27 protein-coding genes and 1 tRNA gene are annotated in these 25,850 nt (G+C 68.0%); 3 read left to right on the forward strand and 25 right to left on the reverse strand.

Annotated features, from left to right (window positions below):
- Positions 1-102: 102 nt before the first annotated feature.
- From ABQF13_RS17585 to ABQF13_RS17595, 3 genes are read right to left on the reverse strand one after another with little or no spacing between them, the layout of a single operon-like run.
- Positions 103-690, reverse strand: a complete 588-nt coding sequence (locus tag ABQF13_RS17585; RefSeq protein WP_448394089.1) for a TetR/AcrR family transcriptional regulator — start codon at positions 688-690, stop codon at positions 103-105.
- Positions 687-1,871 carry a sulfotransferase family protein gene (locus ABQF13_RS17590; protein WP_448394050.1) on the reverse strand — a complete coding sequence of 395 codons (1,185 nt, stop codon included), beginning with the start codon at positions 1,869-1,871 and terminating at the stop codon, positions 687-689. Before ABQF13_RS17590 ends, ABQF13_RS17585 begins: the two co-directional genes overlap by 4 nt.
- Positions 1,868-2,944 (reverse strand): DUF1214 domain-containing protein, encoded by a 1,077-nt coding sequence (locus ABQF13_RS17595; protein WP_448394051.1) that lies wholly within the window; start codon positions 2,942-2,944, stop codon positions 1,868-1,870. The genes ABQF13_RS17590 and ABQF13_RS17595 overlap by 4 nt, the downstream gene beginning before the upstream one ends.
- A gap of 306 nt (positions 2,945-3,250) precedes the next feature.
- On the opposite strand from ABQF13_RS17595, the gene ABQF13_RS17600 reads away from it, so the two are divergent.
- On the forward strand, positions 3,251-3,697 hold the full coding sequence (locus ABQF13_RS17600; protein WP_448394052.1) for a hypothetical protein: 447 nt from the start codon (positions 3,251-3,253) through the stop codon (positions 3,695-3,697).
- 139 nt (positions 3,698-3,836) lie between these two features.
- Here ABQF13_RS17600 and ABQF13_RS17605 read toward each other — a convergent pair whose 3' ends face one another.
- The 10 genes from ABQF13_RS17605 to ABQF13_RS17650 form a co-directional block, all read right to left on the reverse strand.
- Positions 3,837-5,144: an acyltransferase family protein gene (locus tag ABQF13_RS17605; protein WP_448394090.1), complete on the reverse strand. Its 1,308-nt coding sequence runs from the start codon at positions 5,142-5,144 to the stop codon at positions 3,837-3,839.
- 75 nt (positions 5,145-5,219) lie between these two features.
- Positions 5,220-5,296 (reverse strand) — tRNA-Pro (locus ABQF13_RS17610).
- Between the two features lie 36 nt (positions 5,297-5,332).
- Positions 5,333-6,298, reverse strand: coding sequence for a sulfite exporter TauE/SafE family protein (locus tag ABQF13_RS17615; protein ID WP_448394053.1), 966 nt, complete (start codon positions 6,296-6,298; stop codon positions 5,333-5,335).
- A 222-nt stretch (positions 6,299-6,520) separates the two neighbouring features.
- The gene (locus ABQF13_RS17620; RefSeq protein ID WP_448394091.1) at positions 6,521-7,288 is read right to left on the reverse strand and encodes a sulfite exporter TauE/SafE family protein; all 768 of its coding nucleotides are present in this window, start codon (positions 7,286-7,288) and stop codon (positions 6,521-6,523) included.
- An 83-nt stretch (positions 7,289-7,371) separates the two neighbouring features.
- Complete coding sequence (gene der, locus ABQF13_RS17625; RefSeq protein WP_448394054.1) at positions 7,372-8,778, reverse strand: ribosome biogenesis GTPase Der; 1,407 nt, start codon at positions 8,776-8,778, stop codon at positions 7,372-7,374.
- Positions 8,775-9,461: a (d)CMP kinase gene (gene cmk / locus ABQF13_RS17630; RefSeq protein WP_448394055.1), complete on the reverse strand. Its 687-nt coding sequence runs from the start codon at positions 9,459-9,461 to the stop codon at positions 8,775-8,777. The genes der and cmk overlap by 4 nt, the downstream gene beginning before the upstream one ends.
- On the reverse strand, positions 9,458-10,201 hold the full coding sequence (locus ABQF13_RS17635) for a pseudouridine synthase (RefSeq protein WP_448394056.1): 744 nt from the start codon (positions 10,199-10,201) through the stop codon (positions 9,458-9,460). Before ABQF13_RS17635 ends, cmk begins: the two co-directional genes overlap by 4 nt.
- Complete coding sequence (gene scpB, locus ABQF13_RS17640; protein ID WP_448394057.1) at positions 10,194-10,904, reverse strand: SMC-Scp complex subunit ScpB; 711 nt, start codon at positions 10,902-10,904, stop codon at positions 10,194-10,196. Before scpB ends, ABQF13_RS17635 begins: the two co-directional genes overlap by 8 nt.
- Positions 10,897-11,718 (reverse strand): segregation/condensation protein A, encoded by an 822-nt coding sequence (locus ABQF13_RS17645; protein ID WP_448394058.1) that lies wholly within the window; start codon positions 11,716-11,718, stop codon positions 10,897-10,899. The genes scpB and ABQF13_RS17645 overlap by 8 nt, the downstream gene beginning before the upstream one ends.
- Positions 11,715-12,572 (reverse strand): ParA family protein, encoded by an 858-nt coding sequence (locus ABQF13_RS17650; protein WP_448394059.1) that lies wholly within the window; start codon positions 12,570-12,572, stop codon positions 11,715-11,717. Before ABQF13_RS17650 ends, ABQF13_RS17645 begins: the two co-directional genes overlap by 4 nt.
- 139 nt (positions 12,573-12,711) lie before the next feature.
- Here ABQF13_RS17650 and ABQF13_RS17655 point away from each other — a divergent pair, with 139 nt between their 5' ends.
- Complete coding sequence (locus ABQF13_RS17655; protein WP_448394060.1) at positions 12,712-13,467, forward strand: O-methyltransferase; 756 nt, start codon at positions 12,712-12,714, stop codon at positions 13,465-13,467.
- Here the strand turns inward: ABQF13_RS17655 and xerD are convergent, their stop codons facing one another.
- From xerD to ABQF13_RS17685, 6 genes are all read right to left on the reverse strand, one after another.
- A complete protein-coding gene (gene xerD / locus ABQF13_RS17660) occupies positions 13,468-14,451 on the reverse strand; it encodes a site-specific tyrosine recombinase XerD (RefSeq protein WP_448394061.1) in 984 nt (327 codons plus the stop codon).
- On the reverse strand, positions 14,448-15,068 hold the full coding sequence (locus tag ABQF13_RS17665) for an NUDIX domain-containing protein (RefSeq protein ID WP_448394062.1): 621 nt from the start codon (positions 15,066-15,068) through the stop codon (positions 14,448-14,450). The genes xerD and ABQF13_RS17665 overlap by 4 nt, the downstream gene beginning before the upstream one ends.
- The gene (locus ABQF13_RS17670) at positions 15,061-16,836 is read right to left on the reverse strand and encodes a CTP synthase (RefSeq protein ID WP_448394063.1); all 1,776 of its coding nucleotides are present in this window, start codon (positions 16,834-16,836) and stop codon (positions 15,061-15,063) included. Before ABQF13_RS17670 ends, ABQF13_RS17665 begins: the two co-directional genes overlap by 8 nt.
- Positions 16,837-17,068: 232 nt before the next feature.
- Positions 17,069-18,010, reverse strand: a complete 942-nt coding sequence (locus ABQF13_RS17675; RefSeq protein ID WP_448394064.1) for a copper transporter — start codon at positions 18,008-18,010, stop codon at positions 17,069-17,071.
- A 9-nt stretch (positions 18,011-18,019) separates the two neighbouring features.
- Complete coding sequence (gene steA / locus ABQF13_RS17680) at positions 18,020-19,204, reverse strand: putative cytokinetic ring protein SteA (protein ID WP_448394065.1); 1,185 nt, start codon at positions 19,202-19,204, stop codon at positions 18,020-18,022.
- An 81-nt stretch (positions 19,205-19,285) separates the two neighbouring features.
- Positions 19,286-19,666 (reverse strand): VOC family protein, encoded by a 381-nt coding sequence (locus ABQF13_RS17685; protein WP_448394066.1) that lies wholly within the window; start codon positions 19,664-19,666, stop codon positions 19,286-19,288.
- A gap of 31 nt (positions 19,667-19,697) precedes the next feature.
- Here ABQF13_RS17685 and ABQF13_RS17690 point away from each other — a divergent pair, with 31 nt between their 5' ends.
- A complete protein-coding gene (locus ABQF13_RS17690) occupies positions 19,698-20,273 on the forward strand; it encodes a TetR/AcrR family transcriptional regulator (RefSeq protein ID WP_448394067.1) in 576 nt (191 codons plus the stop codon).
- On the opposite strand, the gene recN is transcribed toward ABQF13_RS17690, so the two are convergent.
- The 6 genes from recN to ABQF13_RS17720 are packed head-to-tail and all read right to left on the reverse strand — an operon-like array spanning position 20,270 to position 25,757.
- Entirely contained in the window at positions 20,270-22,039 is a 1,770-nt protein-coding gene (gene recN, locus ABQF13_RS17695) for a DNA repair protein RecN (protein WP_448394092.1), read from the reverse strand. The two genes, ABQF13_RS17690 and recN, sit on opposite strands and share 4 nt — an antisense overlap.
- The gene (locus ABQF13_RS17700; RefSeq protein WP_448394068.1) at positions 22,039-22,965 is read right to left on the reverse strand and encodes an NAD kinase; all 927 of its coding nucleotides are present in this window, start codon (positions 22,963-22,965) and stop codon (positions 22,039-22,041) included. The genes recN and ABQF13_RS17700 overlap by 1 nt, the downstream gene beginning before the upstream one ends.
- A complete protein-coding gene (locus ABQF13_RS17705; RefSeq protein ID WP_448394069.1) occupies positions 22,962-23,768 on the reverse strand; it encodes a TlyA family RNA methyltransferase in 807 nt (268 codons plus the stop codon). Before ABQF13_RS17705 ends, ABQF13_RS17700 begins: the two co-directional genes overlap by 4 nt.
- 6 nt (positions 23,769-23,774) lie before the next feature.
- Positions 23,775-23,951 carry a hypothetical protein gene (locus ABQF13_RS17710; RefSeq protein ID WP_448394070.1) on the reverse strand — a complete coding sequence of 59 codons (177 nt, stop codon included), beginning with the start codon at positions 23,949-23,951 and terminating at the stop codon, positions 23,775-23,777.
- An 8-nt stretch (positions 23,952-23,959) separates the two neighbouring features.
- Positions 23,960-24,982, reverse strand: coding sequence for an HAD-IIA family hydrolase (locus ABQF13_RS17715; protein WP_448394071.1), 1,023 nt, complete (start codon positions 24,980-24,982; stop codon positions 23,960-23,962).
- Between the two features lies 1 nt (position 24,983).
- A complete protein-coding gene (locus ABQF13_RS17720; RefSeq protein WP_448394072.1) occupies positions 24,984-25,757 on the reverse strand; it encodes a tetratricopeptide repeat protein in 774 nt (257 codons plus the stop codon).
- Positions 25,758-25,850 lie beyond the last annotated feature (93 nt).

Consider the following 25,850-nt stretch of genomic DNA (forward strand, 5'->3'; position numbering starts at 1 on the left):
CGCCGACGGCCTACATGTACGCGGGGATGGCGTTGGTCATCGGCGCCGGCTTGATCGCGGTACGGGCCAAAGCCGCAGTGCCACAACCCGATACGGTTGCCACTAGGGCCGCGTCAGCGCCCAGGTCATCAGCTGGGCGACGTGTTCGACCACCACATCGGGCGGCGTCTGATCGGCCAGCAGGTGCATCGTCACCGCACCGCGAATGGTGTTGAGCGTCAAGTCGATATCGACGTTCATTCGCGTGTCACCGCGGCCGATCCCGGCGTCGACGAGCGCCGTCAGTGACGCACGCAGCGGAACCAGCAGGCCCTCGACCAGACCCGGCAACGGAGTATGGGGGTCCGCGTCGGCCATCAGCCCCGCGATGCCGGCACGCACATCGGGTCGGCACGCGTAGTCGACGATGGCGCCGACGAACGTCCGCAGGTCCGCGCCGAGCGGACCGCGATAGGCCGTCGGCCACTCGGGCGTGCCGAAGCCGAAGAGCGCCTCGGATACCAACGAGGCCTTGACCGCCCACCACCGGTAGACCAACTGCCGGGTGACGCCGGCGCGCTTGCCGACCTCGGAGAAGGTGACCGCGGTGTAACCGCGTTCGTCGAGCAACTCCCGGGTGGCGGCCAGGACTGCCTCGTGCCGTTGTGAATCGCGCGGCCGGCCCGGGCCGGCCGCGGCGACGCGGGTCAGCTCAGCTCCTCGGCGACGGCGAAGTACTCGGTGTAGCGGGCGGTGCGTTCGCGGATCGCGTCGAGCGAAAGGCCGGTGGCCTCGAACGTGTACGGATGACCGTGGCCCTCGCGCACGTGGGTGCGCAGGAAGTTTGTCATGGCGTCCTCGACGTCGGCGGTGAACGTCCACCCGAACGCGGAGTAGACGGTCTTGGCGGCGCCGATCGGGTCGTTCATCAGGTCGGCGAACTGGACGTCGACCACCCGGTCCGCGGGTACGACACCGGTGAAACGGGCGTCGGCGCTGCGCTCGAGCCCGCCGAGGATGAACTCGAAGAACTCGGCGGCCATCCTGGGCTGATCGGTGTCGTCGGTGCCCAGCTTGCGCAGCGTGGCGAGCAGGCTTGTGGTGGAGGCCATCACCTTGGCGGGGTCACGGTGTGTCTGCACCAGAAGCGCCTGCGGGTATTCGGCCATCAGTTCGGGCAGCGTCCAGCAGTGAAACGGGGTCTTGATCAGCCAGCGGTTGCCGGGGGCTTCGCTGGCCAACAGTTCGAGGAAGCGCCGGTGCCAGGTGTAGGAGCCGGCGACGTGTCCCTGCTCCTGGGCCGGATTCAGCAGCCATTGCAGGTAGGAGGGCACTTGGTACTGGGTGGGAAAGATCGCGGAGACGAAGTGGCTCGCGGTGATGCGCACGCACTCCTGGGCGAGTTGGGCGCCGAGTTGATGCACGGCCCGAAACTCTGGGATCACGGTGTCCACGAGCTCGAAACCCGCCTCGGTCTGGGCGATTCGCGGGTCGGTCAGGTAGGTCTCGGTGCGCGGCGGCGGCAACGGCTGGTCGACCTCCCACGTCTGCGGCACCCGATGGTCGGGATCCTGTGCGAGCAGATCGAAGAGCATGGTGGTCCCGGTGCGAGCCTGACCCATGATGACGATCGGCGGCGTGATGTCGCGCTCCCGAATCTCGGGGTGGCGGCGGTGGTGGTCGACGATGCGCAACCGGTTCACCAGGTACTGGGTGAGCTCATTTTGGACGACGAACTGCCCCATTTCGTGCAGGTTCGCCTCGCGGGCCAACGAATCGACGAGCACGTCCAGGCCGGTGCGCCAGCCGTCACCGCCGAATAGCGCGTCGTCGCCGAAGTCGGTGAGACCCGTTGTGGCGATGGCGGACTCGATAAGCTCCTGGGATTTCATGCGGTGACCTCGGTGAGGTTGAGCAGGGTGGTGGTGACGCTGGGCGGGTCCGGGTTGTCGAGCCAGCGCAGCACGATGAAGCCGCGGCGGCGTCCGCCGGTGTCGAGCCAGTTCGGCACGCCGGGGTCATGGCCGGCGATGACGACGCGCACGGTGCCGTCGGCGCGGGGTTGAAATGAGGCCTGGGTGCCCGAACTGCGGCTGCGAAACGGCTCCAGGCACTCGTGCCAGCTATTCTCCAGGGTGATCGACCAGTAGCGGGTGTCGGGTGGTTCGATGTCGAGCTGCAGGGCCTGGCCGTCGGTCAGGTCGAACGTGCCGAGCATGTAGAGGTTGTCGGGGGTGGTGTTCTCCGAGCCCAGCGCCGCCGCCTCCGCCGTCACCAGTTTGTTGGGCTCGTCCAACAGGTTCGGTAAGACGGTGCGGTGCAGCGTCATCAGCTTGTAGGCCGTCCACATGAACGCGCTCAGCTGATCGGCGAGTGTTTCGTCGGTGAGCGCGGCGACGGGTTGTGCCGGTTCGATCTGGGCGATCTCGTAGGTCGCGATCTGCTCGGTCCGGCGGTCGGAGACGTACTGCCGCACGACGACGGCCGAGGCATCGTCGGGAATCTGCACCCAGTGCTCACCGGTGCCGGGATCGGATGGGGCGAGCACGAATTCGAAGGTGCCGCCGGCGCCGACGGTCAAATCGGTGTCCGATAAATAGGCGGCGTGGCGGCGGGGTGTGAGCCCGGTGCCTGCCATCACCTGAAAACCCAGATAGGTCACCGTCTCACGGCGGCCGTGGATCCGATACGAACGGCCCGGGGTCAGCGCGCACAGGTCGTACTCGCCGTCGGGATTGGGTCCGCCGATCTGGCGCAGCGCCGTTGCCATCGGGAAGAACCGCGGCACCTCGGGGTCGACGTCGAGCGACAGTTCGCTGCACAGGGCGATAATCCGGGAAAGCACGCGGTAGCCCTCCAGGCGCTCGCGGTCATCGCAGGCGTCGGCGCGGACCACCTCACCTAGGTCGCGAAACATGCCGAGCAGCGCGTCGAAGGCCTCGTCACTGCGTGGAGTTGTCGACATGACACTCGAATCCGTCGGCGGGGCAAGCGGCCGGCATTTAACATACACAGTGTTGCGTAATCGAGGAGGCGGTTTGCGCCTTAACGGGCCGATGCTGTGTGCAATGTGTCGATATCCTAAGCGCGACGAAAGAGAGGACTTGAGTTGTCAAGTGGGGTAAGCGTATTCGGCAGGCCGATCGTCGTTGCAGTTTCGGTGTTGCTCGGCGCGCTCGCGTTGACGAGCGGTTGCAGCAGCAGTGAGAGCGGTGTGCGAAGTCAGAATCAACAGCCAGACGGACAAGGCACGTCTTCGTGCACTTCCGGTATGCGAGTGATCGGCGCCTTCGAGCACGGCACAGCGTCGCCAGGTGGCGGCGCGCCACAGTACGGCAGTGACGGCGCCAGGTTCCTCGACGAGTGGGGTACCTCCAGCCCGTTGGTGTGCGCCGACGTCACCGATGAGCAATTGGTCACAGCGGCGAACCAGGTCGCCGAGCAGTTTCCGGACATGTGCGCGATCGTGGGCCCGAGGAACTATCGCGATAACGCCGCCCTGCTCGGTCAGAAGTTGCCGGCCGACCAGGTCGATGCGGCCGTCGCGGCGTTCACCGATGCAACCGGGGGCAACCCGGTCGGAAAGTATGTCGGCTCCGACAGCGGATCGGGGCATTCCGTGTCTGCGGACGACCCAGGTGCGTTGACCGACGCGTTCATGCGGACGGAGAGCGCGCAGCGAGCGGTGCAGAACGCGCTCATTGCCTTCTGCCCGTGAAATCTGCAATCGCCGGGACCGTAACCGAGGTCACGTACGCACTCACCGCGACCCCGGATAGTTGGCGGCATACCCTGCAACGGGCCGTTCCGAAAGCCGCGCGATCGCAGAGGCGATGCCGGACTGCTAGCAAATCTGCTCAAGCCCTGGCGCGCAAGCAGATTCGTGCGGTAGCCGCCGCGCCGACGAAGCAGCCGAGCAAGGTCCAGCCGGTCGAACCGGTCAGACCGTTCTTGGCCAGCAGCAGCAGCGCCACCCCGGCGGCGATCACCAGCACGCCGGCCGTCACGGATCTCGCGCCGGCGCCCGAAGCCGGTGCGTCCCACCACGGCAGCCGGCGATGCTCGAGCGGTGACAGCAGGCGGAACATCGCGAACATCACCACCGCGAACACGGCGGTCCGCAGCGCCAGGCGGCCCCAGAATCCCGCTGCGTCAACGTCGTAGGCGTCGAGGCCGACGGCGTGCAGTGCGAACGCGGCGATCGCGATCGCGACGATATGCCACAGGTACAGCGTCATCGCTCCCCCGTTGCCGACGGCCACCACGTACCAGATGCGTGGCCGTTGTGCCCATCGCTGGATCGCGCCGGCCGTGGCGACGAATGCGCATGACATCCAGGTGCAGTGCAGGGCGAGCAGCAGGGTGGGCGGTGAAACGTTCGACAATCGCTCGGTTCCGGTGACGACGAGCGAAACCTCATAGGGGCCGACCATCGCCAGCGTGATCTGTGCGGCGAGCGCACCGACCGCGACCCCGAGCGCCGTACGGCGACCGATCAGCCTGCGGGCGTACGCGACGCCGATGACGACGGGAATGAGCCAGACGACGACGAAGTTGGCGACACCGGCCATGGCGGTGCCGGTCGCGATGCGGATCGCGTCGTTGAGCCCGGCCACAGCCAGCAACCCGGCGACGACGGCGGTTGTGGCGCGCCCGCTGTCGAGGCGGGTCAGCACCGGCACGAATGCCAGCACGATGAAGTAGACGCCGAGGAACCACAGCAGCGCGACGGCCTCGCGGCCCAGATCGGCCGCGGACTCCGCGCCGAGGGTCAACCGCACACCGAACAGGGCTGCCGACCACACCGCGAGGTACCAGAACACCGGCCGGCACAGCCGCTGCGCGCGGGTGAACAGCCACTGGCCCCAGGCCCGGCCGGTGTGCCAGCCGTACGCCCCCGCGGCGCCGCCGGCCAGAAAGAACAGCGGCATCACCTGTACCACCCAGGTGATCGGGGTCAGCGCCGGGATCTCGCCGAGGATGTTGCCGATCCGGACACCACCGCTGTCGATGGTGGCCAGCAGCAGTGCGCAGTGCCCGAAGACGACGACGACGAGCGCGCCGAGCCGGGCGACGTCGATGGCACGGTCCCGGTCCGGCGGGGTTTCAGCGGCAAACTTGTCGACGCGCGACAGAGGCCAATACAGATGCGCGGTCAGCGGCATGTCTTCAGCATGCCCGGGGACTCGGTCGGCGGTCATGAGTAGAACTACGTGTCGCCGCCGAGCAACAGAAACAAATGGTCGGGCTGACAGGATTTGAACCTGCGACCCCTACACCCCCAGTGTAGTGCGCTACCAAGCTGCGCCACAGCCCGCGACCGCCGCCGGGATCGCCGGCAGCGGTCGAAAGCCTACCGCAGGGCGCTGGGCTCTCCCCAACCCGGCTTCGCCGTCGTCGCCGTGTCCCGGGCCACTTCCGGTGCCGCGTCCAGCGCGTCGTCGTCGGGCACGAACCGCGGGGCGCGCGAGGTCCGCCACGCCAGTATCAGCGCCGTCGCCCATGCCACGGTGATCGTCGCGTACACACCCGTCGACCACGGCCATTCGATGCCGAAGTAGTGCACCAACTTCTGGCTGTTGGTCAGCACGATCACGCCGCCGACCGCAGTGCCCAACAGGGCGGGGCTGATCCGGCTGACCAACCAGGCCGCGAACGGCGCCGCGACCACCCCGCCGATAGCCAGTCCGGCGACGATCGGCAGGTTCGAAACGAACTCGTCGCGCAGGCCGATCACGAAGCCCACCGACGCCGCAGCGGCCACCAGGAACTCCGAAGCGCTGACCGAACCGATCACCGTGCGCGGCGCGGTCTTACCCCGCGAGAGCAGCGTGCTCGTCGTCACCGGACCCCAACCGCCCCCACCGGACGCGTCGATGAACCCGCCGAACAGCCCCAGCGGGCTGAGAAACCTCGCCCGGTGCGGGGTCCCTCCGTGCCGCAGCACTGGCGGGTTGCGCAGCGAAAACCGCAGCACCACATAGGTACCGATGGCGACCAGGATGCCCGCCATCAACGGGGCCGCGTGCTCGGTCGACAACGACGACAACACCGTGGCACCCGCGAACGCCCCGACGGCACCTGGCGCCCCGAGCTTCAACACGATCGTCCAGTCGATGTTCTTGAACCGCCAGTGCGACAATCCGGACGCCAGCGTGGTGCCCACCTCGGCGAGGTGCACCGCAGCACTGGCCTGCGCGGCGCCGACACCGCTGAGCACCAGCAGCGTGGAAGCGGTGACGCCGAACGCCATGCCGAGGGCACCGTCGACCAGCTGGGCGCCAACGCCGACGAGCGCGAAGATCAGAAGCGAACGCATAGGTTCGGCAGCTTTCGACTAAGCGGTCACGGGCAGGGGTGACCGGAGGGAATGGTGGGCGCGGTCAGATGCGCGCGCAACACCACTCGTCGAAAGCCATCAGCCGTCGTGACGGCCAGAACGGCTCCAGGGCGCAGAGGGCCGACGGTGCAATGCGGAACTGGCGTTCAGCCACCTGTCTCCCTCTCGCGGTCGCGGATCAACGCAGCTTATCGAAGACGTCTACACAGTGAGCAATCGGTACAGCCCAATTGTTCCCACCACGACGATCACCGCCCGCAACACGTTCGGCGACAGCCGCCGTCCGTAGTGTGCGCCGAGGTATCCGCCGATCAGCGATCCGACCGCGATCAGCCCGGCCGCCTCCCAGCTGATCCGGTCGAACGCCACCAGGATGTACGCCGCCGCCGCGACGACGTTGACCACCAACGACAGCAGGTTCTTGGCCGCGTTCATCCGCTGGATGTCCTCCGGCAGTAGCGCGCCCATCGCGGCGATCAGCATGATGCCCTGCGCCGCGGTGAAGTAGCCGCCGTAGACACCGATCGCGAACGTGGCGGCCACCAGCGCCACCATCCTTGCCGTCGAGACGTGATCGGCGGATCTCCCGGCCGCCTCGGCTTGCCGTCGCGCATAGGCCTGGATCCGCGGTCCCACCACCACCAGCGCCAGGGCCGCGACCAGCAGCACCGGCACCACCTGCTCGAACACCGTCTCCGGGAGGTGCAGCAGCAGCCACGCGCCCAGGCCTGCGCCCACGAACGAGGCCGGCAGTTGCCACGCCAGCCGATTCCATTGGCCCCGCAGCTCGCGCCGATACCCCCAGGTGCCGGACAGGCTGCCTGCCACCAACCCGACCGCGTTGGACATGGTCGCGGTCACCGGCGGATAGCCCAGTGTCACCAGGGTGGGGAAGGTGATCAGCGTGCCCGAGCCGACGAGGGTGTTGATGGCGCCTGCGCCGAGACCCGCCAACGCGATCAAAATCATGTCGACGACGGGCACTGAGTCACCCTATCCGGGGGCGATTTCGGCGCGGTTAGGACCGCTCACGGGCCGTAAACGCGCCGAAATCACCGGGAGCGGTTGCCGCGCTTTTCCCGAACCCGCACGTTGATCCGGATGGGGCTGCCCTCGAACCCGAAGGTCTCACGCAGCCGTCGCTCCAGAAAACGCCGGTAGCCCGCTTCGATGAAGCCGGTGGTGAACAACACGAACGTCGGTGGTCGTGCGGTGGCCTGCGTGGCGAACAGGATGCGCGGCTGCTTGCCGCCGCGCACCGGCGGAGGATGAGCCGCAACGACTTCCTTGAAGAAGGTGTTCAGCCGTCCCGTCGGCACCCGGGTGTCCCACGACTCCAGCGAGCGTTCCAGTGCAGGCACCAGCTTCTGCACGGCCCGGCCGGTTTTGGCCGAGATATTGACCCGCGGCGCCCACTGCAGCTGCGCCAACTCCCGGTCGATCTCGCGCTCCAGCAGGTAGCGGCGGTCCTCGTCGACCAGATCCCACTTGTTGAACGCCAACACCAGCGCCCGACCCGCCTCGATCACCATCGACAGCACCCGCTGGTCCTGCTCGGTCAACGGCTGCGATGCGTCGATCAACACGATCGCCACCTCGGCCGCGTCGATCGCCCCGTGCGTGCGCACCGATGCGTAGAACTCGTGCCCGCTGGCCTGACCGACCTTGCGCCGCAGCCCCGCGGTGTCGATGAAGCGCCAGAGCTTGCCTTCCATTTCGATCAACGAGTCGACGGGGTCCACCGTGGTCCCTGCGACGTCGTGCACCACGGACCGCTCATCGCCGGCCAGCCGGTTCAGCAGCGAGCTCTTGCCGACGTTCGGCTTGCCGATCAAGGCGACGCGACGCGGTCCGGTCCCGCTCGAGGCCAGCTCGGACACCGCGGGCAGCGCGTCGATGACCTCATCCAGCAGATCGGCCACCCCGCGGCCGTGCATCGCGCTGACCATGTGCGGTTCGCCGAGGCCCAGCGACCACAACTCGGCGGCGTCGGCCTCGCCTCGCTCGCTGTCAACTTTGTTGGCCGCCAAGAACACCGGCTTACCGGAGCGTTGCAGCAACCGAGCCGCCGCCTCGTCAGCGGTCGTCGCCCCGACCACGGCGTCGACCACGAAAACGATGGCGTCGGCTGTGCGCATCGCCACCGACGCCTGTTCGGCCACCAACTGCTGCAGCCCCTTGGCGTCGGGTTCCCACCCGCCGGTGTCCTGTACCACGAACCGCCGGCCCGACCAGATCGCGTCATAAGACACCCGGTCGCGGGTCACGCCGGGCACATCCTGCACGACGGCTTGGCGGCGGCCCAGGATCCGGTTCACCAACGTGGACTTGCCGACGTTCGGCCGGCCGACGACCGCGACCACCGGCGGTGCGGCCGCCGCGTCGTCGACCGCCTCGGTGACGTCGTCCGCACCGATCTGCCAATCGCTTTCGTCGCTCCAGGTGCCGTCACCGGTCATGGCGTGGCCCCCGCACGGTCGCGGACGAGCTGCAGCAGGTGCGCGACGACCTCGGACGCCGACAGGTCGCTGGTGTCGACCACCACGGCGTCGGCGGCGGCCCGCAGCGGTGACACCGGACGCGTGGAGTCCAAGTGGTCGCGCCGCTGCACATCAGCCAGCACCGATTCGTAGTCGTCGGCCAAGCCGGCAGCGGCGTTCTGGGCGTTGCGCCGCCGCGCACGTTCGTGCGCCGACGCCGTCAGGAAGATCTTCAAGTCGGCGTCGGGCAGCACCACGGTGCCGATGTCGCGGCCCTCCACGACGATGCTGCCGGGGCCCGACGCCAGTTCGCGTTGCAGCCCGACGAGCCGGGCCCGCACCGCGGGCACTGCCGAGATTGCCGACACCGCCTTGGTCACCGCGTCCCCGCGGATCTCGGCCGAAACATCTTCTGCGTCAAGGTAAGCCTTGTCCTCGTCGGGGTTGTATCCGACCGACAGCGGCACATCCCGGGTGACCGTCTCGATGGCCGGTGTGTCGTGCAGATCCACTCCTGCGCGCACCGCAGCCAGCGTGACGATCCGGTACATCGCGCCCGTATCAAGATAGCGCGCCCCCAAAGCGCGCGCTAAATCTCTTGCCGCCGTGGACTTTCCAGTTCCCGCGGGGCCGTCGATGGCGATCACCAGCGTCGCGTTCACAATCCGACCGCCCGGTACAACTCGCCGAGTTCCTTCTGGGTGAGCACCCGGATGCTGCCCGGCCGCTGATCCCCCAACGACACGCTGCCGATCTCGGTGCGCACCAGTTCCTGCACCGGATAGCCCACCGCGGCGAGCAGTCGACGCACGATCCGCTTACGTCCCTCGTGCAGGGTCAGCCGCACCAGCGTCCTGCCCGGCGCCTTGTCGACCACGGCGAAATCGTCCACGCTGGCGGGCCCGTCGTCCAGTTCGACACCGGAGCGCAACGTGCGCCCCAACCCGCGTGGCACCGAGCCCAGCACCGTGGCCAGATACGTCTTGGGCACCTCGTAGGACGGGTGCATCAGCCGGTGCGCCAATTCACCCTCGTTGGTCAGCAACATCAACCCTTCGGTGTCGGCGTCGAGTCGGCCGACGTGAAAGAGCTTCTTGTTGCCCCGCACCCGGTGCTCGACCAGGTCGCCGACACACGGCCTGCCCCGATCGTCAGACATCGTCGAGTGCATGCCCTTGGGTTTGTTGATCGCCAGGTGCACCAGGGTGTCGTCCAGTTTGACCCGGGCGCCGTCGACGCGGATCACCGAAACGTCCGGATCCACCCGCGTGCCCAGCTCGGTGACCACCTGGTCGTCGACCTCGACGCGGCCGTCGAGAATCATCTTCTCGGCCACGCGGCGCGATGCAATTCCGGCCTGGGACAACACTTTCTGTAGCCGCACACCGTCAGGTTCAGCCATCTGAATCCTGGTCCACATCAAACGACATCGGCTGCTCGGGTGACGGTGCCCCGTTGAGCTTGCGGAATCGGGGCTCGTCGTGCAGGGATTCGCTCAGGTCGTCGATCACGTCGACGTCGGGAAGCAGTGGCGCGATATCGGGCAGATCGGCCAGCGACGTCAAACCCAGGCGCTCCAGAAACAACTCGGTGGTCGCGAAGGTCACCGCACCCGAGTCCGGGTCATTGCCGGCTTCGGTGATCAGCCCGCGCGCCACCAACGTGCGTATCACCGCGTCGACGTTGACGCCGCGTACCGCGCTGACCCGAGCTCGGGTCACCGGTTGGCGGTAGGCCACCACCGCCAGCGTCTCCAGCGCGGCACGGGTCAGCTTCGAACGCGCCCCGTCGAGCAACAGCCGTTCGACGTAGGGTGCGTAGCGAGCCCGGGTGTACATCCGCCAGCCGCCGCCGGCCTCGCGCAGATCGATGCCGCTGTCGCGGGCGGTGAGCTCATCGGCCATCGACCGCAGCTTCTCGGCGACCCGGTCGGCGGGCTGCCCGGTGACGGCGGCCAGCTGCTCGACGGTGACCGGGGTGTCGACCACCAACAACAGCGCCTCCAACACCGCGCCCAGTTCGGAATCCTGCAACTCCGGCGCGGTCGCGACGTCGATGCCGAGGTCGAGATCAGTCGCGGCGTCGGCGTCGTTGTCGTCAGTCATAGTGGTCCACTTCCGCCGCGAGGTGCTGCTCGGTCGGACGTTCTCCGGTCCACGAAATTTGGAGCACACCAAGCGGTTCTGGTTGTTCGAATGCTACTGCCCTGGCCCGGTACAGCTCGAGCAGCGCCAGGAACCGGCCGACGATCTCGATCGGGGCCCCGCAGTCGGCCACCAGGTCGCGAAACGACGCCCACTGCCCCACCCCGCGCCGCTCCAGCAGCCCCATCAGGTTAGCCACCTGTTCGGGCACCGACACCGCCACCTGGTGCAGATGCTCGGTACCCACGGTAGGAACCGGACGCGGCGTGAAGGCGGCCGCGGCGATCTGCGCGAAGCTGTCGGCGTCGACGCCCAGCATCACCTCGGGCAGCAGATCCTGATAACGGTCCTCCAGCGCCACCGCCCGCGGATAGCTGCGCAGCGCGGCGGCCTCGAGTTCGGCGAACATCTCGGCGACGTGCTTGAACGCCCGGTACTGCAGCACCCGCGCGAACAGCAGGTCACGCACCTCGAGCAGTTCGAGATCGTCTTCGTCGTGCACCTCGCCGGCAGGCAGCAGGCGGGCGGCCTTCAGATCGAGCAGCGTCGCGGCCACCACCAGAAACGCTGTGGTCTCGTCGAGTTCCAGTTCTCGGCCGATCGCCTTGGTATAGGCGATGAAGTCGTCGGTCACCTGATGCAGCGCGACCTCGGTGACGTCGAGGCGGTGCGCGAAAATCAGCTGCAGCAGCAGGTCGAACGGACCCTCGAAGTTGCTCAGCCGGACCTGGAAACCCGACTGTTCGGTTTGGTCCGGTTCGGTCTGGGCGTTCACGCGCCAAACCGGTCGATGACTTCGCGAGCCAACGACCGGTAAGCCACCGCACCACTGGATTTCGGCGCCCATGTGGTGATCGGCTCACCGGCCACGCTGGTCTCCGGGAAGCGCACCGTCCGGGTGATCACGGTGTCGAACACCAGGTCGCCGAACCGCTCCACAACTCTGGCCATCACTTCGCGCGAGTTTACGGTGCGGGGGTCATACCGGGTGATCAGGATGCCGCTGATCGACAGCTTGGGGTTGAGCCGGTCGCGCACCTTGTCGACGGTGTCGGTCAGCAGCGCCAGCCCGCGCAGCGAGAAGAACTCGCACTCGGTCGGGATGATCACCCCGTCGCTGCCGGCCAGGCCGTTGACGGTGAGCAGGCCCAGCGACGGCTGGCAGTCGATCAGCACGTAGTCGTAGCGGTCCAGCACCGGGTACAGCGCCCGGGCCAGGGTCTGTTCGCGGCCCACCTCGTTGACCAGCTGGATCTCGGCGGCCGACAGGTCGATGTTGCTGGGCACCAGGTCCATGCCCTTGACCCGGGTGTTGACGATGACGTCGTCGATCGACACCCGCGGTTCGACGAGCAGGTTGTGCACGGTGTGTTCGAGCTCGTAGTGCGGAACTCCCAGACCCGCCGACAGCGCGCCCTGCGGGTCCAGGTCCACCAGCAGCACCCGGCGGCCGTACTCGGCAAGGCTGGCGCCCAGGTTGATGGTCGACGTGGTCTTGCCGACGCCGCCCTTCTGGTTGCACATCGCGATGACCTTGGCCGGGCCGTGTACGGACTTGGGTTTGGGCTCGGGGACCGGACGGGGCGGACGACCGGTCAGGCCCACCGCTTTTTCGCCGTCGTCGCTCATGCGCGACCACCTTTGGTCAGGCACAGCACCCGCATGGCGAACATCCGGGCAAGTTTAACGGGACAGGCGTGCCTGGTCAGGCAGACCCGCTGGGCAACATGCGGGGCGATCGGGCCGCACCGAGGCATAAAGTGTCGCCATGGCGCTGAAGCAGAAACTGCCCTTTCTTCGCTGGTCGGTCTGGCGCTTCGCGCTGGGCATGCCCGGTTTCGCGAAGACCGGCCAGATCGGCGACGGCCGCGAACAGGCGTGTGCGGCGCACGTGGAGCGCCACGCGCGCCGCGGTGACGTCGAGCACGTGCTGGCCACCATCGACGACTTCGCCTATCAGAAGTCGATGCTGATGAACGTCGGCGATGAAAAGGGCGCCCTGCTCGATGCCGCGGTCCGGCGCGCCGACCCGCGCCTGGTGCTCGAACTCGGCACCTACTGCGGGTACGGCGCGCTGCGATTGGCCCGCGCGGCACCGTCGGCCAAGGTGTACTCCGTCGAGTTCTCCGCGGCCAACGCCGAAGTGGCGCGGCGCATCTGGGCGCATGCCGGGGTCGATGACCGGGTTACCTGCGTGGTGGGAACGCTCGGTGACGGCGGCAAGACCCTCGACGCGCTGGCCGACGAACACGGTTTCGCCGCGGGCACGCTGGACGTGCTGTTCATCGACCACGACAAACGCGCGTACCTCTCCGATCTGCAGAGCGTGCTCGACCGTGGCTGGCTGCATCCCGGGTCGGTCGTCGTCGCCGACAACGTCTTGGTCCCCGGCGCCCCGAAGTACCGGGCATACATGAGCCAACAGCAGGGCAAGCTGTGGCGCACCGTCGAGCACAAGACCCACGTCGAGTATCAGTCGATGCTGCCCGACCTGGTGCTGGAGTCGGAGTACCTGGGCGCCTGACTATCGCGCCCGCGGATGGGCGCCTGCCCACACTTCGCGCAGCGCGGTGACGGTCACCATGGTGTAGATCTGCGTCGTCGTGACCGACGCGTGGCCGAGCAGTTCCTGCACGACGCGCACGTCGGCGCCGCCATCGAGCAGGTGCGTGGCGAACGAGTGCCGCAGCACGTGCGGCGATACCGCTGCGGTGATGCCGGCCCGTTCGGCTGAGTCCTGCAGCACCTGCCATGCGCTTTGGCGCGACAGCCGTCCGCCGCGGGCGTTGAGGAAGATCGCTCCTGGGGCAGGAGCGGAGCGACCCGGGGACAATCCCGCGTTGCCCCGGCCGCGACGCGCCAGCTCGGGCCTGCCCCGTACGAAGTACGCATCCAGCGCGGTGACCGCGGGTCGGCCGATCGGCACCAGCCGGTGTTTACCGCCCTTGCCGCGCAACAACACCGACCGAGCCTGGGTGTCGACGTCGTCGACGTCGAGCCCGACCGCCTCGGAGATGCGGGCGCCGGTCGAGTAGAGCACCTCCAACAGCGCCCGGTTACGCAAGGTCAGCGGCCCGTCCGCCTCGCTGTCACCGCCTGCCGCCTCCAGCAGCGCCGACACCTCGTCGATCGTGAGGCTCTTGGGCAGGCGCCGGCTCGGCGTCGGCGGTTTGACCGCGCAGGCCACGTCGTTCTCGGTGAGCCCCTCGGCGGTGGCGAACCGGTGCAGGCCGCGCACGGCGATCAACGCGCGCGCCGCCGACACCGCCGAAAGGGCGACCGTTCCGGCCTCGGGGTCGCCGCGACGCAGCGCGACAAGGAAATCGCTGACGTCGGTTTCGGACACCTTGGCCAGGTCGTCGATGTCGCGACCCGTCAGGTGTTCGGTGTAGCGCCGCAGGTCACGGCGGTAGGAGCTCAACGTATTGGCCGCGACGCCGCGCTCGATGGTCAGGTGGTCGAGGTAGCCCTGCACCTGGTCTTCCAGCGCCGTGCGAAACGTGGTCACAACATGCCCTTGCGGCGAGCGAACGCGGTCGAGCGGTCTGTCCAAGGCGTATCGACGGGCCGCAGTGAGGACACATCCCCCGTCGCGTGTGTGGCCAGAATTCCGCCTACCGCAATGGAATTGACGATCTCACCGAACAGCACCATCTGCACCGCCTGCTCGAGCGGAAACCACTGCAGCTTGAGGTCGGCTTCCTCGTCGTGGGCTTCGGGCCTGCCGACGTCGGTCAGCCCGGTGGCCAGGTACACGCGCACGCTCTCGTCGGATGTTCCCGGCGCCGAGTCGAGGTCGACGAGCGTGTGCCATGTCGTTGCGGCCAGACCAGTTTCTTCCTTCAGTTCACGCGCGGCGGTGATGTGCGGCGGCTCGCCACCGGCATCCAGCAGGCCTGCCGGCAACTCCCACAGCCTGCGGCCGAACGGGTGGCGGTACTGGTACACCAGCATGACGTTGTGCTCGTCGTCCAGCGCGAGCACCGCGACCGCGCCGTAGTGCTCGACGACTTCGCGCCGCGCGGTGTGGTCGCCCGGCATCCGCACCTCGTCGGCGCGCAGGGCGAAGATCTTTCCGACGTAGCGGGTCTCGGAGTCGACGGTCTCGAAGTCGTGCTCAGCCACGGACTTGCGACTTTTGCAGTTCGGGCTCCGTCAGCAGTTGCCCGATCACCTCGGGATGCTCGGATCCGTTTGCGTGCTCCGGGATGTCCATGCCCGGAAGCCGTTCCTCTGCCTTGTAGTTCAGCGCCGCCCGCACGAACTCGACGAACAGCGGATGCGGGCGGGTGGGCCTGCTCTTGAGCTCGGGATGGGCCTGGGTGCCGACGATGAACGGGTGGATATCGCGGTCGTACTCGACGAACTCCACCAGGTGGCCGTCCGGCGAGGTTCCGGAGAACCGCAGCCCGCTTTCGGCGATGCGGTCGCGGTAGGCGTTGTTGACTTCGTAGCGGTGCCGGTGGCGTTCGGACACCTCGGTGGCTTCGTAGGCCTGCGCCACAATCGAATCCGGTTCGAGCACGGCCGGATAGGCACCCAGCCGCATGGTTCCACCGAGGTCGGCCGCACCCGAGACCGCGTCGCGCTGGTCGGCCATCGTGGAGATCACCGGATCGGGTGTCTTGGGGTCGAACTCGGCGGAGTTGGCCTCGATGAGCCCGACCGAGCGTGCGGCCTCGATGACGATGCACTGTAAGCCGAGGCACAACCCGAGTACCGGTAGCTTGCGTTTGCGGGCGTAGCTGATGGCGCCGATCTTGCCTTCGATGCCGCGGATACCGAACCCGCCTGGGATCAGCACCGCGTGCACGTCGTCGAGCGCCGCCGCGACCCCGCTTTCGGATTCGCAGTCATCGGAGGCGACCCAGCGCAACTCCACCTTCGCGCGGTGCTTGAACCCACCCGCCCGCAACGCCTCCGTCACGGAAAGGTAGGCGTCGGAAAGGTCGATGTACTTGCCCACCAACGCGATCCGCACGGTCTCGTGGGGCTCGTGGACACGCTGCAGCAGATCGTTCCACTGCGTCCAGTCCACGTCACGGAACGCCAGGTTCAGCCGGCGCACCACGTAGGCGTCGAGTTCCTCGCGGTGCAGCACCTTGGGGATGTCATAGATCGATGGCGCGTCGGGGGTGGAGATCACCCCGTCCACGTCGACGTCGCACATCAGCGCGATCTTGTTCTTCAACGGTTCGGGCACGTCGCGGTCGCAGCGCAGGATCAACGCATCCGGGGTGATACCGATGCTGCGCAGCGCGGCCACCGAATGCTGCGTCGGCTTGGTCTTGAGCTCACCCGACGGCGCCATGAACGGCACCAGCGAGCAGTGCAGGAAGAAGCAGTTCTCCCGGCCGACCTCATGGCGGACCTGCCGGGCGGCCTCCAGGAACGGCAGCGACTCGATATCACCGACGGTGCCGCCGATTTCGGTGATCACCACATCGGGCCGGCGTCCGTCGGCGTCGGGTTCGGCCATCGCCACGATGCGCCGCTTGATCTCGTCGGTGATGTGCGGAATGACCTGGACCGTGTCGCCGAGGTACTCGCCGCGGCGCTCCTTGGCGATGACCGTCGAATACACCTGCCCCGTCGTGACATTGGCCGAGCCGGTCAGATCGCGGTCCAGGAACCGCTCGTAGTGCCCGACGTCGAGGTCGGTTTCGGCACCGTCCTCGGTGACGAACACCTCACCGTGCTGGAACGGGTTCATGGTGCCGGGGTCGACGTTGAGGTACGGGTCGAGCTTCTGCATCGTGACGCGCAGACCCCTGGCGGTGAGCAGTTGGCCGAGGCTCGACGCCGTCAGACCCTTGCCGAGGGAAGAAACGACCCCGCCCGTGACGAAGAGATGCTTGGTGGCGGTTTGCGGGTGCTTGCGTAACGCTGGCAAGAGCAACCTCCGTGACGACGGGCAGGGCTTACTTTTCTAGGCCGTTCCTAGAGCTTGGGGCCTGCCAGCCCACGGAACCCCACCCTAACACCGAGGGTGACACCGCGTCGGTGACGCGCCGAGGGCCTGAGCGTCGGTGACGCGCCGAGGGCCTGAGCGTCGGTGACGCGCCGAGGGCCTGAGCGTCGGTGACGCGCCGAGGGCCTGAGCGTCGGGGACGCGCCGAGGGCCGTCACTGCGGGACGGTGACCGAGGTCGCGCCCGTCCCGATGCCGTACTGGCCGGGCCGGGCACCGTTGGCGAGGTCGCCGAGCGCCAGCACCGAGGTGATCCGGCCGGCTTCGACGTCGATATCGTCGACCGTGGTGATCGCCGAGTTCAGCGCGGCGTCGGAGCGCGCCACCCCGACGGCCGCGGTGCCCGATGCGGAGCCGTCGCGGCCCGCGAGGACGGTGCCGGAGCCGTGCGGGGCCAACCCGGCCGCAAACCGTGCGACGGTGGGTCCGCGGTTACCGGCGTCCTCGCCGAGTGCGCCGCCGGTGACGACCAGCGCGGTGTTGGCCGGGCCGATCCGTTGGTTGCCGTAGGTGATGAAACCGGTGTCGCGTAGCGTCGCCAGCACGGTGTCGCGCTGCATGTCGTCGACTGGCGCCACCTTCGGGTCCCGGTTGATCAGCAAGCTGATGCCCAACAGGTCGCCGGCCTGCGAACCCTGGTCCACCGAGGACGTGCTCAGCTGCTTCCCGGCGGGCACAATCGGCGAGTTCACCACCGACAGCAGTTTCTCGGCGGAGTTGGCGGTGACGAATTCCTGGGTCAGCGCGATGGTTCCGGTGACCGTTCCGCCTGCCTGTCCGATCAGCCGGGTCAACGCGTCGACGTCGTCGTCGGTGGCGTCGGGCGTGCGAAACAACACCACCGACTGGTCCTTCATCGCGTCGTGAAGGATTCGCGGCGACATCTGCGCATCGAATTCGTCGGCTGCGCTGAGCTTTTGGTTGAGCGCGTTCTTGTCGGTGTTCAGCGTGTCGATCTGGTGCTGGAGGTCGCGTTTGTCGCTCTGCAGGCCGGACAGCACCGTGTTGGACAGCAGACCAGATCCCAACGCCACGCCGATCGCCAAGGCGAGAAAAACGGCGGCAAGTGAGATCGCGTGTGTGCGTAGGGATATCACGCGCTACTCCTAGGTCACCCAGCCCTGTACCCAGAGCAGGAACTGGTTCCAGTAATCGGCGACCCAGTCCAGCAGGGCCGCGTCGGCGCGGGCCACCCACAGGGCGACGATGACTGCGACCATCATCGCGAGCACCAGCATCGCGATCGCCCCGCCGGAAACCCTGCTGCGGTACAGCGTGGCGACGGCTTTGGCGTCTACGAGCTTTTCCCCCACCTTCAGTCGGGTGAGGAACGTCGACGGGTTGCTCTGCTGGCGTGAGCGGTCGAAGAACTCCTCGATGCTTGCGCTGTGGCCCGCGGTGACGATCAGCGAGGCGCCGTGGTGATCGCACAGCAGAAGCGCGAGATCGGCGGCCGACCCAGCGGCCGGGAACGTCATCGCGCCGACACCCAGATCCTGGATGCGCTCCAACCCGGGCGCGTGGCCGTCGGCGTCGGCGGGCAGCACCACCTGCGCGCCGCACCGCAGCACGTCAGCGCTCATCTTGTCGGGGTCGCCGACGATGAGCGCGGGCCGATACCCAGCCTTGCGTAAGACGTCGGCGCCGCAGCCCACACCGATCAACACCGGTTGGTACTCCTTGATGAACGGCTTGAGCGCCTTGAGGTCGGCGGCGGAACTGGTGTCCTCGGCGACGATCACCACGTGGCGGCGGTTGAGGTCCACGTCGATGTCGGGTATGCCGATCCCGTCGATGAGCAGTGGGCTCTCGCTGCGGATGAACTCGATGGTGTTGCCCGCGAAGGCTTCGAGGTGGGCCACCAGCCCGCTCTTGGCCTCATGCATCAGCTCGTGGATGTCGTGGTCGGTGCGTTCGACCCCTTGCACCAGGAGCTTGTCCCCCGAGTACACGCCGCCATCGTGCAGGCGCACCCGGGCGCCGTCCTTGACCTTTTTGAACACTTCCTCGCCGGTGTTGTCGAACAAGGTGACGCCGTTGCCGACCAGCACCTCAGGGCCGAGGTTCGGGTAGCGCCCGGAGATCGACGGCGAGGCGTTGACGACCGCGGTGACGCCGGATTCCACCAGCGCGTCGGCGGTGATCCGATCCAGGTCCAGCGCGTCGATGACGACGATGTCGCCCGGCGTGATTCGCCGCAGCAGCCTCTCGATGTCGCGGTCGACGCGGGCCGTGCCGGTGATGCCCGGGCGTGAGCTGGCATTACGAGATAGCAGGGCTGACATCTTCATGCGGCGATTCTGTCGAGGCACCGGCGTTATCCGTCGGAGGCGCGCCGTAACATCTGTCCCTTTTGTCACATGAGTAACACTTCACCGGAAGGGCTCGAAGAGTTCCACGAGATTTCCGGCGGGGTCGCACACCAGAGCTTGTCGGCCACCTCGGCCGGTGATCACGTCGGCGCGAAGTGCCACCCCGGCATCGGCGAGCTTTGAAACGGTGTCGTCGAGGTCGTCCACCTCTAGCTGAAATCGATTCCAGCCACCGGGAACTGGTTGGCTGCCGTCGCTGAGCGACTGACCCGCGCCGCCTCCGCCGCCGGGGGCATTCAACAGGAGCCGCAACTCGTCGCGACGGAGCATGGCGAACCCGGGTGCGGGGCGCATGGCCACCTCGAACTGCAGCGCATTGGTGTAGAACCGCACGGCGGCATCGACGTCGTCCACGATGTAACGAACACTTATACCACTCATCTTTGCACCTCCTGTAGGTTATGATACAACGATGTCCCAGAAAGGTCTGCCCGATCCGCGTGTCCAGCACTCACGCCGAACGATCTTGCGTGCCGCATTGGACGAGTTCGCGACGGCCGGTCACGCGGGCTTCCGGATGGACGCCGTGGCAGCACGCGCGCGGGTGGGCCGCAGCACGGTCTACCGGCACTGGCCCGACAAACACGCGTTGATCGCCGATGCGCTGGAGACCCTCAACGTCCAACCGCAACCGGAACGCGAAGCACCCGCCGGGACTGCCCGCGACCGGGTGGAGATACTGCTCGGCCATCTCGCCCGTGCGCTCAGCGATTCGGCGGTATCGGCGTGCATCCCCGCACTGGTGCACGCCGCCGAAACCGAGCCAGCCATCCGCGAGTTCTTCCAGGGGTACTCGGCACGACGGCGACAACGCCTGACCGACACGATCGCCTCGGGTGTCGCCGACGGCCAGTTTCCGGCCCGCGTCGATCCGGAGGCCGCGTCGGAAGCACTGTCGGGCGCGTTGTTCTACCGCAGGCTGGCCACCTCTGAACCAGCCGATCCCCGGTTCATCGCGAATCTGATCGACACCGTCCTGAGCCGCTAGTCGCGCTCGGCACGCTCTTTCTGCGCCGCCTCGAGCAGTTCGCGGGCGTGCGCGCGGCCGCTGTCGGACTCCCCCAGCCCGGCCAGCATGCGGGCCAGCTCGGCGATCCGGTCCTCGTCGTCGAGGCGGCGCACGACGCTGGCCTTACTGCGGCCGTTGCCGCTGTCGACCATGAGATGTACGTCGGCGTAGGCGGCCACCTGCGGCAGATGGGTGACGACGATGACCTGATGGGTGCGGGCCAGCCGGGCCAGCCGGCGCCCGATCTGGACCGCGGCGCGGCCGCCCACGCCGGCGTCTACCTCGTCGAACACCATCGTGGTGCCCTCGGCCGATGCGGCCAGCACCACTTCCAGTGCCAGCATCACGCGCGAGAGCTCTCCGCCGGAGGCGCTCTTGTTCAGCGGCAGCAGCTCGGTGCCCTGATGGGCGGCGAAACCGAACTCGACGGCGTCGACGCCGTACTGACCGGCGTGCACCGTCTGACCCGACGGCAGGGTCAGGGGTGCGGAGTCGTCGGCCCGGGCCGGCAGTGGAGCCACCGAGACCGCGAACTCGGCGCCTGCCATCGCCAGGCCGGACAGCTCCTGGGTGACGGCTTTGGACATGCCCTTGGCGGCCTTGGTGCGCGCCTTGGTCAGTTCGGCCGCCGCGGTGACGACCTTGGTCTGCTGTTCTGCGACGCGGCGCTCGAGCTCCGCGAGCGCCTCTTCGGATACGTCCAGTTGCACCAGGCGGTCCCGGGCGTCGCGGGCCCACTGCAGCACACCGTCGATGTCGGCGGCATATTTGCGGGTAAGCGTGCGCAATTCGCCCTGCCGGGTCAGCTTGGTTTCCAACGTGCTGGCGTCGCTGGGCAATTCGGACAAGTAGTCGCCGAGTTCGGCGGCGACGTCGGTGATCGTCGTCAGCGCTTCACCGAGCCGCTCGCCGAGCGCCCGCAGAGCGGGGTCATCGGTGCTTTCCAGCCCGGACTTGGCCTGCCCGACGCGCTCTGTCGCCGACGTGGCGTCGTGCGACGGGTCGTCCTCAGGCGCGCCGGCCAGCGCGGCGCGGGCGATCTGGGCGGCTTCACGGAGCGCGTCGAGTTCCGAAAGCCGCCTGATGTCCTCGACCAGCGCATCGTCCTCACCGGGTTGCGGTGCGACAGCGTCGATTTCGTCGAGGCCGAACTTCAGCCGATCGGCTTCCTGCGCCATCTCGCGCGCGCGATCGGTGCGTTCTGTGAGGTCTCCGCGCGCTGCCAGCCAGTCGTCGCGCACCGTGCGGTAACGCTTGAGTTTGGTCTCCACGTCGGCGAAGCGATCCAACGCGCCACGCTGTTCGTCGGGGCGCATCAGCCGCAGTTGATCGTTCTGGCCGTGCAGGGCAAGCACCTCGGTGGTGAAATTGCTCAGCAATTTCGCCGGCACGCTGCGCCCGCCGAGGTAGGCGCGTGACGGTCCGTCCCGGCTGACCGAGCGGGCGGCGATGACGCTGCCGTCGTCGTCGCGTTCGGCTCCCGAGGTGTCGAGGATCTCGTCGACGACGGCGGCCACCCCGTCGCCCAGTTCAGCTGTGATGAAGCGGCCTTCGACCACTGCGCGGTTGGCGCCGGTGCGTACTCGGGTGGTGTCGGCGCGGCCCCCGCCGAGCAGGTGCAGGCCGGTGACCACCATCGTCTTGCCGGTGCCGGTCTCGCCGGTCAGCACCGTGAGCCCCCGATCGAACTCGGCGGTCGCGGTGCCGATGGCGCCCAGTGCCTCGATGCGGATCTCGGATAGCACTACTGTCCGCGCCACCCCGTGACCGGCAACCGGAACTTGCGCACCAGGCGATCGGTGAACGGTGCGCTGTCAAGGCGGACCCACTTGACCGGGGTGCCACAGCGGGTGACCTCGACGCGGCCGCCGGCAGGTACGACCATCTCGCGGCGGCCGTCGCAGAACACCAGCGCGTCGTGGCCGTGACCTTCGATCTCGATCGCGATCGCCGCATCAGGGCTGGTCACCATCGGCCGCGCGAACAGCGCGTGGGCGTTGTTGGGCACCACCAGGATTGCCTCCAGGTCTGGCCACACGATGGGTCCGCCCGCGGAGAACGCCCACGCGGTGGATCCGGTCGGCGTCGCGACCAGCACACCGTCACAGCCGAAGGTAGACACGGGACGCCCGTCGACCTCGAGCACCGCGCCGAGCACCCCGAGCCGGGGGCCTTTTTCCACGCTGGCCTCGTTGAGGGCCCAGCCACGGTCGGCGATCCTGCCCTCGACACGCACGACGACGTCGAGCGTCATCCGTTCCTGCACGCGGTAGTCACGGTTGATGATGCGCTCGAGCACGTTGTCGATGGAGTCCGCCTCCGCCTCGGCGAGGAACCCGATCCGGCCCAAATTAACGCCCAGCACCGGGATTTCGACGTTGCGGGCCAGCTCGGCACCACGCAGGAAGGTGCCGTCGCCGCCGAGCACCAGCACCAGTTCGCAGCCTTCGGCGGCCCGTTCATCGGCGTCGACCACCTCGATTTCGACGCCGAGAGCCCGGATGTCGTCGGGCGACAGGTTGGCGGGCCCGCGGTGGTCCACAGCCTCCGCCGACAGCATCCGTAGCCCGATTCCGTTGTCGCCCAGCACCTTGTGCACGCGACGCGCCACTTCGGTGACGTCTTCGCGTGCGGTGTGGGCAACCAGGAGGACAGCGCGGCCGTTGGTCATTGCGGACCCTCCGCGATGGCGTCGGCCACCGCCTGCGTGAGCGCCTCACCGTGTAGGGCGCGGTCTGTGCGGGCACGCAGGTGCAGGAAGTATTCGACGTTGCCCGACGGGCCGGGCAACGGGCTTGCGGTGACAGCGACGGTGTGCCAACGCAGTTCGGCCGCACGATCCGCGACGGCCAGCACCGCCTCGGCGCGCAGGCGCGGATCGGAGACCACACCGCCGGCCCCGACGCGGTCCTTGCCGACCTCGAACTGGGGCTTCACCATCGGAACGATATCGGCGTCGGGTGCGGCACACGAGGTCAGCGCCGGTAGGACAGTGGACAGTGAGATGAACGACAGGTCGGCCACCACCAGCTCAACGGTGCCGCCGATGGCATCGGCAGTCAATTCCCGCACGTTGGTGCGCTCCATCACCGTCACGCGCGGGTCGCGGCGCAGCGGCCAGGCCAACTGGCCGTAGCCGACGTCGGCGGCCACCACTTCGCGGGCGCCCCTATCCAGCAGGACTTCGGTGAAGCCCCCGGTCGAGGCCCCGGCGTCCAGGCACCGTCGGCCCGCGACCGCCAGCCCGAAGCTGTCCAGCGCGCCGATCAGTTTGTGGGCACCTCGGGATACCCAGCTGCGTTCGTCGGCTTCAACGGTGAGGGTGGCGGTGACGGCGACCGCGGTCGCCGGCTTGGCGGCGGGCATACCGTTGATGCTCACCCGCCCGGCCCCGATCAGCTCGGCTGCCTGCTGGCGGGAGCGGGCCAGCCCGCGTCGCACCAACTCGGCATCAACACGTGCCCGCCGCGTCACTGACGGTCATCCCTTCTCGACCGATTCCAGCGCCTGGACCAGCAGTTCGTGGGCCTCTTCCAGCCGGGCCGCGAGGGCGTCGACGTCGGCGTCGGCCAGCTCGACACCGTCTTGGGCGGGGTCGGGTAGATCAGCCAGCAGTGCGGCGATCTGAGCGCGGATCTGGTCCGGGTCGGTACTCATATCGGTACTCACGCTAGTCGATGCGACGGACTGAGCAGGGAGCACCGGTGCAGGGCTTGGCGTGCGGTGTCGTCACCGGCGGTCACCGTCAGGGTGGCACCGTCGAGACCGGCGGTCCAGACCGCGTCGGCGGTGGCCCGCACCACCGACAGCGGATCGGCGGGATCGCGTCCGGTGGAGTGCACGATCACTTCGGCGGAGTCGACGTCGACACGCCACGCGGGGTGCGCGTGGATGCGCATCGCGTCGGGGCGGGCGTAGAGCGAGCGCAGATCGGCGGCGAGGTAGTCGGGTCGCTCGGCCGCCGCGGCGCGCACCAGATCGTCGGCGGTGCTGACCCCGGTGAGCACCATGAGGCTCGGCAGACCGGCCGCGTTGGCGCCTGCGATATCGGTGTCGAGCCGGTCCCCGACCACCAGCGGTGTGCGAAAGTCGCCGCGCGCCAACGCATCCGCGAAGATCGTGGGTTGCGGCTTGCCAGCCACCTGCGGGTCGGCGCCGGTTGCCGCGCGCAGCGCCGCCACCATCGAGCCGTTACCCGGCAACAGACCCCGTTCGGAGGGCAGGGTCAGGTCGACGTTGGCCGCGACCCACAGCGCTCCGTTGCGGATGGCCAGCGCGGCTTCGGCCAGATCCGGCCAGCCGGTCTGGGGCGAGTGTCCCTGCACCACCGCGACAGGGTCGTCTGACCACTGCCGGACCGGTTTGAGGCCGACGCGGCGTAGTTCGGCCGCCAATGCGTCGGTGCCGACGACGAGAACCACTGCGCCCGGGGATAACTGGCTTCCCAACAAGTTCGCGGCGCTTTGCGCGCTGGTCACGACATCATCGGCGGTTGCCGCGAAGCCCATGGCGTCCAGATGCTGGGCGACCTCGGCCGGATCCCGCGAGGCGTTGTTGGTCACATACAGCGTGCGGGCGTCGACCGTCGCGAGCGTTTCGATGGCGCCGGTCGTGGGCTCGTGGCCGCGAAAGACGGTGCCATCGAGATCGAGCAGGAGGCAGTCATGGTCCTGAACGAGCGCGCCCACGTCAGCCCAGCTCCGTGATCCGGTCTTCGGCGTCGGTGGCGCCGTCGACATCGGCGGCTGCGGCGTGGATGAACCATTGCAGCGCATCGCTTTTGCGGTCAAGGGCCAGCAGGGTCTCGGCGTAGACATAGAACAGCCGGGTTGCGGTCTGCCCGGTGCGGGCGGGGTCGAGTTGCGGCGACGACAGGAGCGCCAGCGCCTGTTCGTGCTGGCCGAGATCGGACCGCGCGCCGGCCACCACGATGCGCAGTTCGTCGGCATCGTCACCGGTCAGTTGCGCGGCTTCGTCGCTGCGTGCCAACTCGATGGCGCGTTCGGGACGGCCGACGCCGCGTTCGCAGTCGGCGATCAGCGGAAGCAGCGGCGAGCGGCTTCCCATGCGCCGTGCCGCGCGCAGTTCTGCGAGCGCCTGCGCCCAGTCGCCGCAGTGGTACGCGGCGATGCCGACGGCTTCCCGGACGGCCGCGATGCGACTCGCGCGGGTCTTGGCGGCCTTGGCATGAGCGAGTGCGGCCTCGGGATCGTCGACGAGAAGTTCGCCGGCCGCCACCAGATGCCGAGCCACCAGATCCGCGGTGGCACGGTCCAAAGTTGTGAGCTCTCGGCGTATTTCGGGGGAAAGCTGTTTGGCCTCAATGTTCTCGGGGATTCGCGGGCCGGACGGTTCGCGATCGGGCTTCGGCTGCGAGCGCCGAGCCCGGTCAGGGCCCGACGAGCGCGGTGCCGAAGAACGCGGACGGCGCCCGCCGTTGCCGCCTTGCCTGTCCTGAGCCACGTATGCCTTTCTACCGGATCCGACCACGCCTGAGAATTCGATCACGAATATCGCAAATAGAATTACCCCCCACGCAATTGTGGGGGGTAATCC

The sequence above is a fragment of the Mycolicibacterium sp. XJ879 genome, assembly GCF_053483935.1.

What these genes read in the sequence shown, in the direction of transcription:
- ABQF13_RS17590 (WP_448394050.1), bottom strand. Translation starts at nt 1,871, where the DNA reads ATGAAATCCCAGGAGCTTATCGAGTCCGCCATCGCCACAACGGGTCTC.
- ABQF13_RS17595 (WP_448394051.1), bottom strand. Translation starts at nt 2,944, where the DNA reads ATGTCGACAACTCCACGCAGTGACGAGGCCTTCGACGCGCTGCTCGGC.
- ABQF13_RS17600 (WP_448394052.1), top strand. Translation starts at nt 3,251, where the DNA reads ATGCGAGTGATCGGCGCCTTCGAGCACGGCACAGCGTCGCCAGGTGGC.
- ABQF13_RS17605 (WP_448394090.1), bottom strand. Translation starts at nt 5,144, where the DNA reads ATGCCGCTGACCGCGCATCTGTATTGGCCTCTGTCGCGCGTCGACAAG.
- ABQF13_RS17615 (WP_448394053.1), bottom strand. Translation starts at nt 6,298, where the DNA reads ATGCGTTCGCTTCTGATCTTCGCGCTCGTCGGCGTTGGCGCCCAGCTG.
- ABQF13_RS17620 (WP_448394091.1), bottom strand. Translation starts at nt 7,288, where the DNA reads ATGATTTTGATCGCGTTGGCGGGTCTCGGCGCAGGCGCCATCAACACC.
- der (WP_448394054.1), bottom strand. Translation starts at nt 8,778, where the DNA reads ATGACCGGTGACGGCACCTGGAGCGACGAAAGCGATTGGCAGATCGGT.
- ABQF13_RS17635 (WP_448394056.1), bottom strand. Translation starts at nt 10,201, where the DNA reads ATGGCTGAACCTGACGGTGTGCGGCTACAGAAAGTGTTGTCCCAGGCC.
- scpB (WP_448394057.1), bottom strand. Translation starts at nt 10,904, where the DNA reads ATGACTGACGACAACGACGCCGACGCCGCGACTGATCTCGACCTCGGC.
- ABQF13_RS17650 (WP_448394059.1), bottom strand. Translation starts at nt 12,572, where the DNA reads ATGAGCGACGACGGCGAAAAAGCGGTGGGCCTGACCGGTCGTCCGCCC.
- ABQF13_RS17655 (WP_448394060.1), top strand. Translation starts at nt 12,712, where the DNA reads ATGGCGCTGAAGCAGAAACTGCCCTTTCTTCGCTGGTCGGTCTGGCGC.
- steA (WP_448394065.1), bottom strand. Translation starts at nt 19,204, where the DNA reads ATGAAGATGTCAGCCCTGCTATCTCGTAATGCCAGCTCACGCCCGGGC.
- ABQF13_RS17685 (WP_448394066.1), bottom strand. Translation starts at nt 19,666, where the DNA reads ATGAGTGGTATAAGTGTTCGTTACATCGTGGACGACGTCGATGCCGCC.
- ABQF13_RS17690 (WP_448394067.1), top strand. Translation starts at nt 19,698, where the DNA reads ATGTCCCAGAAAGGTCTGCCCGATCCGCGTGTCCAGCACTCACGCCGA.
- ABQF13_RS17700 (WP_448394068.1), bottom strand. Translation starts at nt 22,965, where the DNA reads ATGACCAACGGCCGCGCTGTCCTCCTGGTTGCCCACACCGCACGCGAA.
- ABQF13_RS17710 (WP_448394070.1), bottom strand. Translation starts at nt 23,951, where the DNA reads ATGAGTACCGACCCGGACCAGATCCGCGCTCAGATCGCCGCACTGCTG.